Source organism: Paenibacillus sp. J22P165 (assembly GCF_059692015.1).
Map to the genome: position 1 here is coordinate 390,618 of NZ_JCAUAP010000007.1, position 14,818 is coordinate 405,435.

General features: G+C 49.7%; 12 protein-coding genes. All 12 read right to left on the minus strand.

The genetic code is table 11. The features are described 5' to 3' along the window. Nucleotides 1–17 precede the first annotated feature (17 nt). Nucleotides 18–1,490: a 16S rRNA (cytosine(967)-C(5))-methyltransferase RsmB gene (rsmB, locus tag AC58QM_RS19285; protein WP_497286614.1), complete on the minus strand. Its 1,473-nt coding sequence runs from the start codon at nucleotides 1,488–1,490 to the stop codon at nucleotides 18–20. Nucleotides 1,491–1,531: 41 nt separating this feature from the next. Beyond that, nucleotides 1,532–2,479 carry a methionyl-tRNA formyltransferase gene (gene fmt / locus AC58QM_RS19290; protein WP_497286494.1) on the minus strand — a complete coding sequence of 316 codons (948 nt, stop codon included), beginning with the start codon at nucleotides 2,477–2,479 and terminating at the stop codon, nucleotides 1,532–1,534. Then, complete coding sequence (def, locus tag AC58QM_RS19295) at nucleotides 2,476–2,961, minus strand: peptide deformylase (RefSeq protein ID WP_310227275.1); 486 nt, start codon at nucleotides 2,959–2,961, stop codon at nucleotides 2,476–2,478. The genes fmt and def overlap by 4 nt, the downstream gene beginning before the upstream one ends. 40 nt (nucleotides 2,962–3,001) lie before the next feature. After that, on the minus strand, nucleotides 3,002–5,515 hold the full coding sequence (gene priA, locus AC58QM_RS19300) for a primosomal protein N' (RefSeq protein WP_497286495.1): 2,514 nt from the start codon (nucleotides 5,513–5,515) through the stop codon (nucleotides 3,002–3,004). Beyond that, nucleotides 5,515–6,738, minus strand: coding sequence for a bifunctional phosphopantothenoylcysteine decarboxylase/phosphopantothenate--cysteine ligase CoaBC (gene coaBC, locus AC58QM_RS19305; RefSeq protein ID WP_497286496.1), 1,224 nt, complete (start codon nucleotides 6,736–6,738; stop codon nucleotides 5,515–5,517). Before coaBC ends, priA begins: the two co-directional genes overlap by 1 nt. A 68-nt stretch (nucleotides 6,739–6,806) precedes the next feature. Continuing rightward, complete coding sequence (gene rpoZ, locus AC58QM_RS19310; RefSeq protein ID WP_056612362.1) at nucleotides 6,807–7,034, minus strand: DNA-directed RNA polymerase subunit omega; 228 nt, start codon at nucleotides 7,032–7,034, stop codon at nucleotides 6,807–6,809. Next, nucleotides 7,035–7,673, minus strand: coding sequence for a guanylate kinase (gene gmk, locus AC58QM_RS19315; protein WP_056612367.1), 639 nt, complete (start codon nucleotides 7,671–7,673; stop codon nucleotides 7,035–7,037). Further along, nucleotides 7,663–7,923, minus strand: coding sequence for an extracellular matrix/biofilm regulator RemA (remA, locus tag AC58QM_RS19320; protein ID WP_009672664.1), 261 nt, complete (start codon nucleotides 7,921–7,923; stop codon nucleotides 7,663–7,665). The genes gmk and remA overlap by 11 nt, the downstream gene beginning before the upstream one ends. 34 nt (nucleotides 7,924–7,957) lie before the next feature. Further along, nucleotides 7,958–8,842 (minus strand): YicC/YloC family endoribonuclease, encoded by an 885-nt coding sequence (locus tag AC58QM_RS19325; protein WP_497286497.1) that lies wholly within the window; start codon nucleotides 8,840–8,842, stop codon nucleotides 7,958–7,960. A gap of 29 nt (nucleotides 8,843–8,871) precedes the next feature. After that, nucleotides 8,872–10,746: a bifunctional homocysteine S-methyltransferase/methylenetetrahydrofolate reductase gene (locus AC58QM_RS19330; RefSeq protein ID WP_497286498.1), complete on the minus strand. Its 1,875-nt coding sequence runs from the start codon at nucleotides 10,744–10,746 to the stop codon at nucleotides 8,872–8,874. A 42-nt stretch (nucleotides 10,747–10,788) separates the two neighbouring features. After that, the gene (dapF, locus tag AC58QM_RS19335) at nucleotides 10,789–11,619 is read right to left on the minus strand and encodes a diaminopimelate epimerase (RefSeq protein ID WP_497286499.1); all 831 of its coding nucleotides are present in this window, start codon (nucleotides 11,617–11,619) and stop codon (nucleotides 10,789–10,791) included. A 165-nt stretch (nucleotides 11,620–11,784) separates the two neighbouring features. After that, complete coding sequence (locus tag AC58QM_RS19340; RefSeq protein WP_497286500.1) at nucleotides 11,785–14,598, minus strand: calcium-translocating P-type ATPase, SERCA-type; 2,814 nt, start codon at nucleotides 14,596–14,598, stop codon at nucleotides 11,785–11,787. Nucleotides 14,599–14,818: the final 220 nt, after the last annotated feature.

Here is a 14,818-nt window from a genome sequence, read left to right on the forward strand (position 1 = left end):
ACACACGTCCCTGTCTGTTACGCGTCACGCTTACGCAGCCGAGCGATAAAAAAACCGTCCGAATGGAACTGCTGCGGCAAAATTTGCACCATACCAGACGCAGCCCTCTTCGGGTCAATCTCCGTGAAAACTTCCGCTGGCAGCGGAGCTAACTCGAACTCGCTGTGCTCGGCAAGAAAGCGCTCGACCATACCCTCGTTCTCGGCCTGTTCAATCGTGCACGTGCTATACACAAGCACTCCGCCTGGTTTGAGCAGACGATGTACACGACTTAGAATCGCATATTGCGTTTCACAGATCGCATCGATTTCCGCTTCCTGCTTCGCCCATTTGAGGTCTGGCTTGCGGCGTATAACCCCAAGGCCAGAGCAAGGTGCATCCAGGAGGATGCGGTCGAAGGACTCCGCCGCAAAATGCTCGTCCAGCTTCGCAGCATCCATCACGAGCGTCTGAATCGACGATAGTCCCAGACGCTCCGCTTGATCTGCGATTAGTTTCTGCTTGTGCTCATGCAAATCACAAGCCCAAATCTGACCCACATCGTCCATTTTCTCGGCGATGTGAGCGGTCTTGCCGCCAGGGGCGGCGCAGCAGTCCAGCACCTTCATGCCTGGACGCGGGTCAAGAGCCTCGGCAACGAGCATCGAGCTCTCGTCTTGAATCGAGAAGTCCCCTTGCTGGAAGCCGGGGACTAACGCCATGTTCCCGGCCCCCTGCACAAGAATGCCGGCCGGGGCCAGCTCTGACGCTTCCGCGCTGAGGCCGCTAGCTTGGAGCTGCTCCAGCAGCTCCAAGCGGCTGCGCCGCCTCTCGTTCGCGCGAATGCTCACGTGCGGCGGCTCGTTGTTCGCCGCACAGATCTGTTCCGTCAGCTCCGGGCCGAGCTGACGAATCCACCGGCGCACGAGCCATTCCGGATGGGAATGGCTCAGTGCGATGCGCTTCACGTCGCCGAGCGCAGCCGGCAGCGTGAGCTCGTCCTTGCTGCGGATAATCGCGCGCAGCACGCCGTTGACCATGCCCGAGATGCCTTGGTGGCCTCGGCGCTTCGCGATATTGACCGCTTCGCTTACGACCGCATGATCCGGGATGCGGTCCAAATAGTGCAGCTGATAGAAACTCAGCCGCAGCAAGCACCTTACCCAAGGCTCCAGCTTCGCGAGCCCTTTGCTGACGAATCGCTCTAAGAAGAAGTCGATCGTATTCTGACGCCCGATCGTGCCATACACGAGTTCGGTAGCAAGACCGGCATCAGCTCGCTCCAGCGCATGCTTTTGCAGAACTTGATTTAGCAGCAGATTACTATAAGACTGATTCTCTTCAACTCGAATAAGTACGTCCAGTGCCGCATCACGGGCAGAACGCTTAACAGCGCTGCTCTTCGCAGCGCCCGAGGATGATTTTGGCGCAGAGGGCTTGCTGCCTCTCTGCGAATTCGTTGCGTTTTGTGGACGACTTGGTTTGTTTGTAGACAAAATCAAAAACCTCATTTTTTTCGTGGCATTGTAAATTGATATTACTTCGTGTTGCTTTAAGCGTTCCCGAGTACGGTACCCACAGGAATTTGCGCTCCGCGAATGAATTCCGATACAGGCATCGCCTTTTTGCCAGCAGGTTGAATCTCCGTTAGCCACAATGTGCCTGCTCCCGTCATGACTTCAATCCCTTGCTCACTGCAGCTAAGCACGGTACCTGGCGCTGCGCCAGACTGCTCCTTGCCTGCTTGCGTCGGCTTCAAGCTCGCCCATACCTTCAACACTTCCCCATTCCAATAGGTATACGCACCAGGAAACGGGTTTAAACCTCTAATATGATTCCACAGCTCCGTTGCTGAACGTGACCAGTCCAGAAGTTCATCTTCCCTGCGAATATTAGGAGAATAGATCGCATCAGCCTCATTCTGAGGAACAGCTTCGATCCGACCGGCCAGTAAATCTGGCAGCGTCCGCTTTAGCAAATCAGCCCCAGCTATACTCAGTTTGTCAAACAACATCCCTGTCGTATCCGTATCCTCAATCGGAAGTGCAACACGAGAGATCATATCTCCCGTATCCAATCCAACCGCCATATACATGATGGTAACGCCTGTTTCGGCCTCACCTCGCATCACAGCATGATGAATCGGCGCTCCTCCCCGATATTTCGGAAGCAGCGATGCATGAATATTAATGCAGCCATACTTAGGCAAATCTAACACCGATTTCGGTAAAATTTGACCATAAGCCGCTGTTACGATTAAATCTGGCGCAAGCTGGCGAATCTGCTCTACAGAATCCGCCTCACGCAGCTTCACTGGTTGAAGCACCGGGATGCCATGCTTCTCCGCTTCTACCTTCACTGGTGTCGGCGTAAGGACGCGTTTGCGTCCCTTCGGCCGATCCGGCTGCGTGACAACGGTGGTCACGTTATAACCTTCCTCCAAGAGTACACGCAAGGAGGGAACTGCAAAATCCGGCGTACCCATGAAAATGATATTCACGCTTCTTCTTCCTCTTCTTCATCGGCTGTATACGTTTTGACTGCAAGATCTGTAAACAATACGCCATTCAAGTGATCGATCTCATGGAAAATACAACGAGCTAACAGCTCTGTGCCTGTAACTTCAATCGGATTGCCATGACGATCTTGACCTTTCGCCGTTACGTTCAACGCACGAAGCACATCGCCACGAAGACCAGGAATACTCAAACAGCCTTCTGGCCCCATTTGCTCACCGCTGGATACGACGATCTCTGGGTTCACCATTTCGATCAATCCACCGTGCTCTTCGCCGCAATCCATGACGATTACACGCTTCAGAATACCGATTTGTGGAGCAGCAAGACCAACGCCTTCCGCTTCATACATCGTATCTGCCATATCATCAAGCAATTTATGCAGATTGGAATTAAATTTCGTAACTGTGATCGCTTTCTCGCGCAGCACAGGATCTGGATCTTTAACAATAATACGAATAGCCATGAATGTGCACCTACCTTTAAGTCGTCTAGATTAGGGGTTATTACATCAAATATTGCGGGTCAACATCCACGCTTATTAGCAGCTTTTCTTTGGCTGAGCGCTCCTCAAACCAAGCTACTGTCTTCCCAACGATTTCTGCAGCTCTATCTTCCCCACGATATTTTACCACGCATTGGAATCGATATCTATCTTTGATTCGGGAAATAGGCGAGGCCACAGGTCCTAACACGTCAAAATGAAAAGATGAATCCATCGATACCGCATCCGCAAACAAGTCTACCTGCTGCCTCGTATACGGAAGAGCGATCTCTTTCAACCGTGTAACAAAGGCTTCCGCCATGCGCACCAAGAGGGGTACTTGTTCGTGTGAGAACGTAATTAAAATCAATCTTTGATAAGGCGGATACCCTAAATTTGCCCGAATATCCATTTCATGATTGGCGAAAGCGATATAGTCATGATGACTTGCATATTGCACGCTGTAATGGTCAGGTGTATACGTTTGTACAAACACTTCCCCTTGCTTCTCATGCCGTCCCGCTCGACCAGCAACTTGTGTTAACAGCTGGAACGTCCTCTCGGCGGAGCGAAAATCAGGGATATTCAGCACGGTATCTGCCGCGATAACCCCAACTAAGGTAACATCCGGGAAATCCAACCCTTTTGCCACCATCTGCGTTCCCAAAAGAACATCCGCCTGTTTCTCACGAAACATCGTCAACAATTTCTCATGCGAGCCCTTTTCAGTCGTCGTATCCACATCCATGCGAATGACCCTAATACCAGGAAATATCTTACTCAGTTCTTCCTCGACACGCTGCGTCCCGGTCCCAAAATGGCGAATATGCTCAGACTGACAGCTCGGACACTCCTTCACTTCACGCTCTGCATAACCGCAATAATGACAACGCAGCGCATGTGAGCTTTGGTGATACGTTAATGAAATGTCGCAATGCGGACACTGCGAAACGAAACCGCACGTCCGGCACATCACGAATGTCGCATAACCGCGTCGATTTAGCAGCAATACCGTCTGTTCTTTCTTGTGTAACCGTTCTTCGATCGCTTTATACAAAGACCTGCTAAACATCGACCGATTGCCGGTTTTCAGCTCCTCCCGCATATCCACAATCGTCACAGGCGGCATAGGTCTGCTCGCAACGCGCTCTTTCATGGTCAGCAATGTAAAAGGAGGTTTAGGGCGATCTCTCCGGCGTCTCGTTTTCTCTATACTCTCGAGTGAAGGCGTAGCGGAGCCGAGTACCACAACGGCATCTTGCTGCTTCGCCCTTTGAACAGCCACATCACGGGTATGATATTTAGGACTCTCTTCTTGTTTATACGAGGATTCATGCTCTTCATCTATAATGATCAAGCCAATGTTCGTAAAAGGGGCAAAAATCGCCGAACGTGCGCCGATTACGACCTTTACCTGCTTGCGTGTAATTTTACGCCACTCGTCATATCGCTCGCCATTGGACAAGCGGCTATGCAGAACAGCAACTAGGTCGCCGAATCTCCCTTTAAAACGCTCCACCATCTGCGGCGTCAATGAGATTTCCGGCACAAGCACAATCGCTTCCTTATCCATATCCAAGCATTGCTGGATGGATTGTAAGTATACCTCTGTCTTTCCGCTTCCCGTCACCCCATGGAGCAGAAACACCTCATGTCGATCTTCCGCCACCGCATCGCGGATAGGGGCAAACACACCGCTCTGCTCCTCCGTCAGAGTAAGCGGCCTCGTCCGTTCAAAAGCACGACCCATATACGGGTCGCGCATCACTTCCACCTCGCGCAGCTCGATCCAGCCGCGATCAGCCAAACTTTTGACCGTGCTCGCTCCGACCTCAATCGTTTCCATCAGCTCCGTCAAACGAATAGCATGCGGATGTTCAATCAAATATCGCAGTACATCTTTCTGCTTATTCGCTCTGGCCGGAAGCTCAGCAAGCGCTTCTTCCAGTCCATGACCGCCTGCAGGTGGAAATACGGTTAGCGCCTTTTTGGTATTCATCCGATCTTTCACTAGCTGCACTTCCGTCAGTCTACCTGATGACAACAGCTCTTTAATCAGAGCGCCTTCCTTTGAAAAACGCTCCAACAATACGTCCATGGAAACCGATTCCTTACTCTTCACAAAGCTAATAATCGCTTCAATATCGGGCATATCGAGAAGGGATTGATCCTCAGATTCATCCCCTACGATAATGACACGTTCATATTTCGCTTTCAATGCCGCAGGAAGCATCGCCTGCAGAGCAGTTACTTCATGACACATATACATGCGGCTGATCCAACGTCCAAGACTGACAAGTTCACTTGTCAGAGGTGGAACCAGATCCAACACATTTTGAATCGGCTTGATGCGCTTTGCGTCTACTTCCGTTTCCTCTTGCAGTTCGACCACAAAGCCTTGCAGAACGCGTGGTCCAAAAGGTACACCTACTCGGCTGCCGACTTCGACCCACTTACGCAGAGATGACGGCACTTCATAGTCGAACGCCCGATTCGTTTGCTTAGCTGGGACATCGACAATGACTTTGGCGTACATTAGGATTCCCCCGCAGTCGCAGCCATTCGTTCTGCAGCAAGCTCAAGCAGTTTACGTGCAACATCCCATTTGCTTTGAATCGGAAGCGCTTGTACAAGCCCAGTATGATCATAGAAGCGAACGACATTCGTATCCCCGCCAAAGCCTGCGCCCTCTTGAGACACATCGTTCCCTACGATAAGGTCACAATTTTTGCGCTTCAGCTTGTCCATCGCATGCTCATCCAAGCGTTCTGTTTCCGCAGCAAACCCAATAACAAACTGTTTCGCTGTTTTCAGCGTACCAATTTCCTGCAAAATATCCGGATTCTTCACCAGCTCCAGCGTGAAAGAATCTGCCTTCTTTTTGATTTTCTGCTCGGCAACCACTGCAGGGCGATAATCGGCTACAGCAGCTGCTTTAATGATGAGCTGGCTTTCCGCGAGCCTGCTTAATACCGCTTCGCGCATATCCAGTGCAGACTGCACAGGCACAAGCTGCACGCCTTCAGGTACGGTTAGAGCCGACGGCCCTGACACTAGGGTTACTTTCGCCCCCATGCGTACCGCTGCTTCCGCAATGGCATAGCCCATTTTGCCTGAAGAATCATTAGTCAAATAACGAACCGGATCCAGACGTTCAACCGTGCCTCCAGCCGTCACTAGGACGCGTTTGCCCGTTAAGAGCCCCGCCTCTCCTTGAAAATGCCGCTCAACCGCAGCAAAAATCTCTTCCGGCTCAGCAAGACGACCTTTGCCCACATACCCACAGGCAAGCTGCCCCTCGCCAGGCTCGATGAAACGAACGCCGCGGCGACGCAACGTCTCCATGTTCGTCTGCACAGCTGGATTCGCGTACATATGCACATTCATCGCCGGAGCCACCCAGATCGGTGCCATGGTCGCAAGCAATGTCGTGCTTAGCATATCATCACCCAGCCCTAAGGCGAGCTTGCCGATCGTATTGGCCGTAGCTGGAGCGATCAGCACGAGATCCGCGCTATCCGCCAAATTGATATGAGACACAACTGCGGGATCCTTCTCATCGAAGGTATCGACAAAAACATGATGGCGCGACAAGGTTTGAAACGTTAACGGTGCAACGAATTGCACCGCGGAGCGTGTCATGATGACCCGCACAATAGCCCCCGCTTGTGTTAATTTACTCGTTAACGCCGCAGCTTTATAAGCCGCAATGCCTCCACAGACACCGAGCACAATCGTTTTACCCTGCAAAACACCCATGGGAATCCCCTTTCGAAATACCAAATGAGAAAAAAATAACAACCACGAGGGTTGTTGGGTAAGGCAGTTTATTTCTTCGCGTATTTTTCGCTCTCGTTTGTGTTAATTTTTTCGTAACCGATGTAATTCCCGTATAGTTCTTCTAATGCAACACCGACATGTTTATGAGCTTTTTGACCTTTCAAATCCGATTTCGCACCATCACGAAGGGATCTAGCTCTTTTGGAAGCTGCAACAACCAGGGAATACTTGCTGTCTACGATATCGAGCAGTTTATCAATTGAAGGGTATAACATTCAATTCACCTCATCCATCCATTGTACGATTTTTGGAAACATACGATCTTTTTTGCAATGTTCAGCCGCTAAAATGGCTTGAATCTTAGCACACGCGGTATCCACATGATCATTCACAATGGCATAATCATAGTGTTCCATTAAACGAATCTCATCGATGGCCACAGACATCCGGCTGCGAATGACTTCGTCTGTTTCCGTGCCTCGTGTAACGATGCGATTCTCTAGCTCATCCAGAGAAGGCGGCAGCAAGAAAATAAATACACCTTCGTCAAACTTCTGTTTGACCTGAAGTGCACCCTGCACCTCAATCTCCAAAATAACATCGTGACCTGAACGCAGTGTTTCTTCAACAAAACGTCTTGGCGTTCCATAGAAGTTCCCCACATATTCAGCCCATTCCAGCACTTCATCGGTTTCAATCAACTGCTGAAACTGCTCACGCGTTTTGAAAAAATAGTTAACGCCATCTACTTCACCTTGTCTAGGTGAACGTGTCGTGGCTGATACCGAATAGACAATATCCGGAGCAACTTTACGCAGCGCCGCACAAACGGTGCCCTTGCCGACACCAGAAGGGCCGGATAAAACAATCAGAATACCTCTCTCACGCTCAAGAGTGTTCGTATTACTCGTCATGATCATCGTCCTTATTCGAAAGTCTATGCGCTACCGTCTCTGGTTGTACTGCCGACAAAATCACATGATCGCTGTCCGTGATAATAACGGCACGGGTTCTTCTACCATATGTAGCGTCAATCAGCATGTGACGATCACGCGCTTCTTGAATGATTCTCTTGATCGGAGCTGATTCTGGACTCACGATCGAGATAATGCGGTTCGCCGATACGATGTTGCCGAACCCAATATTAATTAATTTGATAGCCATCTAGGACTTCCTCCTCGCGAAGCGCATGCAAGCTTCACTCGATATTCTGTATTTGTTCCCGCATTTTCTCAAGCTCTGCTTTCATCGCAATCACTCTCGCCGTAGGCTCGGAATGATTGGACTTGGATCCGATCGTGTTCACTTCTCGATTCATTTCTTGAATCAAGAAATCCAGCTTTCGGCCCACAGGCTCTTTGTCTAACAGCAATGATTCACATTGCCCGAAATGACTCTTCAGACGAGTTAATTCCTCATCCACGTTAGAACGATCTGCGAAGAGAGCAATCTCAGTCGCTAAGCGCTGCTCATCCACAGGTATTCCATCGAGAACAAGGGACTGAATACGAATGGTCATCTTCGTCGCATACTCCTGAACTACTTGAGGAGCTAACGCTTCTAATTCATGATGAATTCGCTTCATCTCGGCTAGCCGTTCACGAATATCCTGCTCTAAGTTTTCACCTTCGCGGTGTCTCATCACAGATAACTGCGTGACAGCCTCCTGCAAACAGGCGCATAGCTCCTGTTCGATCTCGTCATCAAGCTCTTGACGTACATCTTTCATTTGAATCAGCTCAGGAAGTCTCAATAAATCAATGAGTTCTACCTGACCCGTGATCCCATACCGCTGCTTCAACTGCTGGGCTGCTTCCAGATAAGCATCTGCCAAAGCATAATTAACCGTTACGTTCTTCGGGGAAGCCGCTTCACGTTCTGCCGTGATAAAAACGTCTACACGACCTCGCTTCACAGCATGCAATACCGTTTTCTTCAAAGCGTCCTCAAAAGCTGCCCATTCCTTAGGCAAACGAATAGACACTTCACTATACCTATGATTGACCGATTTCACATCGATAAACACGTTGTATCCCGCAAAAGAACGATTCGCTTGTCCGAACCCGGTCATACTGCAAATCATTCTAATCACATCCATTACCCTATTTTAATTCATTTTGAAAGTGGGTACAAGTGGAAATCATGCCTTTTCGACTTTTCCCACACGTAGTTCGTCAGATCTACGCACATTTCATAGGCCAGAAAGGGAGTCATTAAATAAATACCATTAAAGTATTCCATCGCCGTATCCAGCAGTTCTTTGGCAATTTCCACACCCATAGCACGACCTTCTGGTCCCTTCAAACCATCCATGCGCGCCCGTACTTCATCGGACAATCGAATACCAGGAACCTCATTGTGCAGGTATTCGGCATTGCCACCACTAGCAAGTGGAGCGATACCGATGAAAATAGGAATTTGTAAATGCTTGGTCGCTTCATAAATATCTTTAATGAGCTTTGCATCGTACACAGGCTGCGTCATGATATAATCTGCGCCTGCCTCAATCTTGCGCTCCAAGCGCTGAACGGCTTTATCTAAATGCTTCACATTCGGGTTGAATGCCGCACCAACGACGAAGTTAGCCTTCTGCTTCAACGGTTTACCAGAGAAGGCGATGCCTTCGTTGAGCTGTTTGATCATTCGAATAATTTCGAATGAGGTGAGATCGTATACAGAGCTGGACCCCGGAAGATCGCCGAACTTGGCGGGATCGCCGGTCACGGCCAGCACGTGGTCTATGCCCAGCGCGTGCAAGCCCATGAGATGGGACTGGGTCCCGATCATGTTGCGGTCACGACACGCGATGTGAATGAGCGGACGCGCGCCCAAACGCTCCTGCACGAGGTAGCCGAGGGCTAGGTTGCTCATGCGCGTCACGGCAAGAGAATTGTCGGCCATCGTAATGGCGTCGACATGCGCATCCTGCAGGGCCTTCGAGCCCTGCATGAACTTCTCGATGTCGAGATCCTTCGGAGGATCCAGCTCGACAATGACGGTTTTGCGCTGCTTCACGATCTCCAGCAGCGAAGGGATGCCCGCCGGCGGCGCAGGCTTCGCCGGTGCCGGCTCGAGCACAATCGCCGCAGCTCCCGAGGGGATTGTGCCAGGCGCAGCCGGCACGTAGCCTTGCAGCGCCTTCGCCACAGCAGCGATGTGCTCCGGCGTTGTGCCGCAGCAGCCGCCAATGATGCGCGCGCCTAGATCAGCGAATCGCAACGCGCTTTCGGCGAAGTACTTCGGCGTCGCTGCATACGTATAGTGCCCGTCTACGTAGTCGGGCAAACCTGCGTTAGGAAACGCCGAGAATGGAATACCAGGAATAGGCGCGATTTTCTCCATCGAACGCAGAATCCCGTTCGGGCCGACGCGGCAGTTAAAGCCGATCACGTCAGCACCTTCATCACGCAGACGCAGAAAAGCTTCTTGCAACGGTACGCCGTCTTGCGTACTGCCTGTACCTTCATTCGCAAACTGGCAGATCACAGGAAGTCCGCTCATACTGCGGATAATCCGCAAGGCTAGCTGCAACTCTTCTAAATCATAGAAGGTCTCCAGCAATAACCCATCCACGGGTGAGTCTAACAAAACGCTGATTTGCTCTCGCAGCGACTCCTCCACGTCAGAAGTTCTTACGTTTTTGCGCTTGCCAGCACGAATAGAGCCGATAGCCCCCACTACATAAGCGTCGTCGCCAACCGCATTCCTAGCCAATTCAACACCAGCACGATTGATAGCTTCAACGTCGCCTTCCAACCCATATTTCGACAATTTCTCCCGATTCGCCGAAAACGTATTCGTTTCAATAAGACGAGCACCTGCCTCGAAATAACGGCGGTGCACGTCAGCGACCGTTTCCGGTCTAAGCAAATTCAATTCTTCATATGAAATGCCGACGGGAAATCCCATCTGATATAAGTATGTCCCCATTGCGCCGTCACCGGTCAAAATCTCCCGTTGCAGCGCGGTACGAAGATCCAATTTCATGCGTCATTTCCCCTATCTATCCGACATGTAAAGCCTATATTCTTATAGTTTGCCTGCAAATACTTCTTCTGCAGGTCCCGTCATATAGACGTGATTATCCGCTTCCAGCCACTCGATGAACAAGTCTCCACCTTTAAGTGAAACCGTCGCCTCACGATCCGACAAACCATTCAGCACAGAGGAAACTAGCGTAGCACACGCGCCTGTTCCGCAAGCTAGCGTTGGCCCAGCACCTCGCTCCCAAACACGCATATCTGTGTAAGCACGGTCGCGAACGGTTGCGAATTCGACATTTATTTTGCGCGGAAACATCGGATGTGCTTCAAGCTTCGGCCCCCATGTAGCGAGGTCAAAATTCACTGCATCCTCCACATAAATGACACAATGCGGGTTCCCCATGGACACTGCTGTGAAACGAAACGATCTGCCATCTACTTCAATCGGGTAATCGATCACCGCGTTGGCATCTACCGTCGTTGGCACCTGAAGTCCTTGAAGAATGGGCTCTCCCATGTCCACACGAGCGGTCACAACTTTACCATCTTGCACGTGCACTTGAACTTTCTGTACACCAGCACCAATGGTTTCAATCGTAATTTCTGTTGCATCAATCAACTTATGGTCGTACACATATTTGGAAACACAGCGGATCGCGTTGCCACATTGTTCGGCTTCTGACCCATCTGAGTTAATAATGCGCATTTGAAAATCTGCTTTTTCGGAAGGAAGAATAAAGACGACGCCGTCAGCACCGATGCTAAAAAATCGATTACACAGCTGAATAGCCAGCTGGTCAGCCCCGGCAGGCAGCTCTTTCTCTCCGGCTACGACGATAAAGTCATTGCCAAGTCCATGCATTTTCGTAAAATTCATGTCAAGCACCCCTATGTGCGGTTTAGCCATTATCATAGCGTAAAATCGATGGTATGCATAGCCCTACCCCCTCAAAGCACGGTCATAGTCGCGAAATCGCCACATCTTGCTTAGAAACAAAAATACAATGAAAAAGCCGCCTCACGGCAGCTTTTTTCACTTCTCTTATCTAAAACTCGGCTTCGAAGATTTACTGTACACAGAAGCGCTCGAACCTCTCGAACCTCTGGAGCCTTTGTTGCGTTTTGGCGACAATACACTGCCCAAGCCCATAAAGAACGTCGGAATACCCGCTGCAACAAGAATGAGAATCCAGTCCTTCCATCCCAGTGGAACAGTTTTGAAGATCGGTTGCAATGCATCGACATACATCACGCCGAGCATAAGAATGAGCGATGACAATACAGCAAGCACTAAGTACTTATTTTGCAAAGGATTGCGGTGGAAAATGGAACGTGAGCTGCGACAATCAAACACATGGATGAGCTGCGCCATAACTAGGGTCGCAAACGCGACACTTTGTGCTTTCAATAATGTATCTGCATCGGATGGATTCACACGTAAGATGAGCCAGAAGGCACCTAGTGTACATACCCCAATGAGTATGCCTCGGGAAATAATTTTCCAGCCTAAGCGTCTTGCAAAAATACTTTCTTTCGCCGAACGCGGCTTATGCTGCATTAAGTCTTTCTCTGCTTGATCCACACCCAGTGCCATGGCTGGCAGACCATCGGTGACCAAGTTTACCCACAAAATCTGAATTGGCACGAGCGGGAGCGGAAGTCCCGCCATCATGGCGATAAACATCGTCATAATCTCCCCTACGTTGGATGCCAGCAAATAACGAATGAATTTACGGATATTTTCATAAATGCTGCGTCCCTCTTCAATCGCTGCAACGATGGTTGAGAAATTATCATCACTAAGAATTAAAGATGAGGCCTCTTTTGATACATCAGTGCCCGTAATCCCCATAGCAATCCCGATATCCGCAGCTTTAATCGCTGGGGCATCGTTGACTCCATCACCCGTCATAGCAACAACGTGCCCATTACGTTGCAACGATTTAACGATTCTAAGCTTATGCTCTGGAGAAACCCTAGCATAGACGTATGTATCGTTGACTTTGGCATCCAGCTCATCATCCGAAAGCTGGCCGATCTGCTGCCCGCTCATACTTACACCGTTGGTTGGAATCATACCCAACTGCTTTGCAATAGCTTCAGCTGTTGTTTGATGATCACCTGTAATCATAACCGTCTTAATGCCGGCTTTACGGCATTTAGAGATCGCATCACGCACTTCCTTACGCGGAGGATCAATCATACCGGTTAAACCTACGAAGACTAAGCCATTTTCGACATCCTCATGATCGTCAAACCGATCACTTGCTTTAAGCTCCTTATAGGCAATACCCAACACACGCAGTGCTGATTTGGCCATACCTTCGTTCGCTGAGATGACCTTTTGCTTCAACGTAGAGGTGAATGGAATGACTTTGCCCTCCCACAGAATGTAACTGCAATGCTGTAACAGTACATCCGGTGCCCCTTTCGTACAAGCCATGCGGCCATTTTCAGAGGACACGAGGACGGACATCCGTTTACGCTCCGAGTCGAAAGGAAACTCAGCTATTCTTTTATATTTTTCACGGAGCGAAACTTGGGTAATCCCACTCTTGGCACTCAGAACGACTAAAGCACCTTCGGTTGGATCCCCTTTGATATTCCAAATGGAAGTAGAACCCTCTGCGCCATCTTTCCCTTTTTTCCGCTTCGTTTCCTGCTTCTCTTCAATTAAGGTTGCGTTATTACAAAGAGCTGACACATGAAGCAACTTCGAGAGTGAAGGATGCTTATGCACATCGGTATGCTGGCCACTTAACAGAATGTTACCAACCGGCGCATAACCGTCTCCCGTTACCTCTAACACATCACCGCCGACCCACAAATGAGTGACTGTCATTTTGTTCTGCGTTAACGTTCCTGTTTTATCTGAGCATATGACGGAAGCACAACCTAATGTTTCAACTGAAGGCAGCTTTCTAACGATAGCTTTGCGTTTAATCATTCGTTGTACACCTAGAGCCAGTGCAATCGTTACAATCGCTGGGAGCCCTTCAGGGATAGCCGCAACGGCTAAGCTGACGCCAGCCAAGAACATGGCATAAGGTGGTTGTCCATGCATAATACCTGCTACAACAACAAGAATGGTCAATGCAATGGCGACGATAATTAAAATTTTACCTAATTGCTCCAAACGATGCTGCAGGGGCGTTTCCATGGATTCGGTATTTTGAATCAGGTCAGCGATTTTGCCCATTTCTGTGCCCATCCCGATTCGAACAACAACTGCTTTCGCCGTACCACGAGAAACCATCGTCCCCATGAAGCCCAGATTACGTTGATCCCCCAGCGGAACTTCATCATGAGGAATAGCAGCAATCGTTTTACTAACAGCAATGGACTCCCCGGTTAAGGCCGACTCCTCGATATAGACGCCATTGGTCTCCAAAAAGCGGACATCCGCCGGGACTCTGTCGCCGCTCTCCAGGAATACAATATCACCTGGAACCAGATCACGCGCCGGAATTTGATGTACAGCCCCTTCTCTCCAAACATTCGCATTAGGTGCAGACAGCTCTTTCAGTGCACGAAGTGAGCGTTCCGCTCGAAATTCTTGGGTGAAGCCCAAAATCCCATTCATCACAATAATGACGACAATCGTAATCGCATCTAAATATTCACCTAGCAAGCCGGATATTAGAGTCGCCCCCAATAGGACCAGCACCATGAAATCTTTAAATTGATTTAAGAGCAGTGTGATTGGTGATACACGCTGCCCCTCTGAGAGCTCGTTTCGCCCTACCTCAGCCTGACGTTTCCAAGCTTCTTCCCAGGGCAATCCTTGCTGTATATCCACCTGCTGCAATTGCAAGACATCCTCCGAGTTCAACTGGTACCACTTATTCTGACTCATCCGCCCTTCTCCCTCCCACATCCACTTGATCTTGTCTCACACTTTAAAGTTTTTCGAAGAAAAACTCGCTTCGGAAGCATACGCTTATACGTATTTGTATTCAGACAAGCAGGAAAATATCCCTGAAATCATCTTTCCTTCCCAGAGCCCCTTAAGTTTTTGTGAAAAGTATGGCATCATAGAGATTAGCAACGTTGTCAGCCACGGAACTGGTTGCGAA

Coding starts and splice junctions, on each gene's coding strand:
- coaBC (WP_497286496.1), bottom strand. CDS start 6,738: ATGGGTGTTTTGCAGGGTAAAACGATTGTGCTCGGTGTCTGTGGAGGC.
- remA (WP_009672664.1), bottom strand. CDS start 7,923: ATGGCTATCAAATTAATTAATATTGGGTTCGGCAACATCGTATCGGCG.
- AC58QM_RS19340 (WP_497286500.1), bottom strand. CDS start 14,598: ATGAGTCAGAATAAGTGGTACCAGTTGAACTCGGAGGATGTCTTGCAA.
- rsmB (WP_497286614.1), bottom strand. CDS start 1,490: ATGAGGTTTTTGATTTTGTCTACAAACAAACCAAGTCGTCCACAAAAC.
- AC58QM_RS19325 (WP_497286497.1), bottom strand. CDS start 8,842: ATGATTTGCAGTATGACCGGGTTCGGACAAGCGAATCGTTCTTTTGCG.
- dapF (WP_497286499.1), bottom strand. CDS start 11,619: ATGAATTTTACGAAAATGCATGGACTTGGCAATGACTTTATCGTCGTA.
- AC58QM_RS19330 (WP_497286498.1), bottom strand. CDS start 10,746: ATGAAATTGGATCTTCGTACCGCGCTGCAACGGGAGATTTTGACCGGT.
- def (WP_310227275.1), bottom strand. CDS start 2,961: ATGGCTATTCGTATTATTGTTAAAGATCCAGATCCTGTGCTGCGCGAG.
- gmk (WP_056612367.1), bottom strand. CDS start 7,673: ATGACGAGTAATACGAACACTCTTGAGCGTGAGAGAGGTATTCTGATT.
- priA (WP_497286495.1), bottom strand. CDS start 5,515: ATGTACGCCAAAGTCATTGTCGATGTCCCAGCTAAGCAAACGAATCGG.
- rpoZ (WP_056612362.1), bottom strand. CDS start 7,034: ATGTTATACCCTTCAATTGATAAACTGCTCGATATCGTAGACAGCAAG.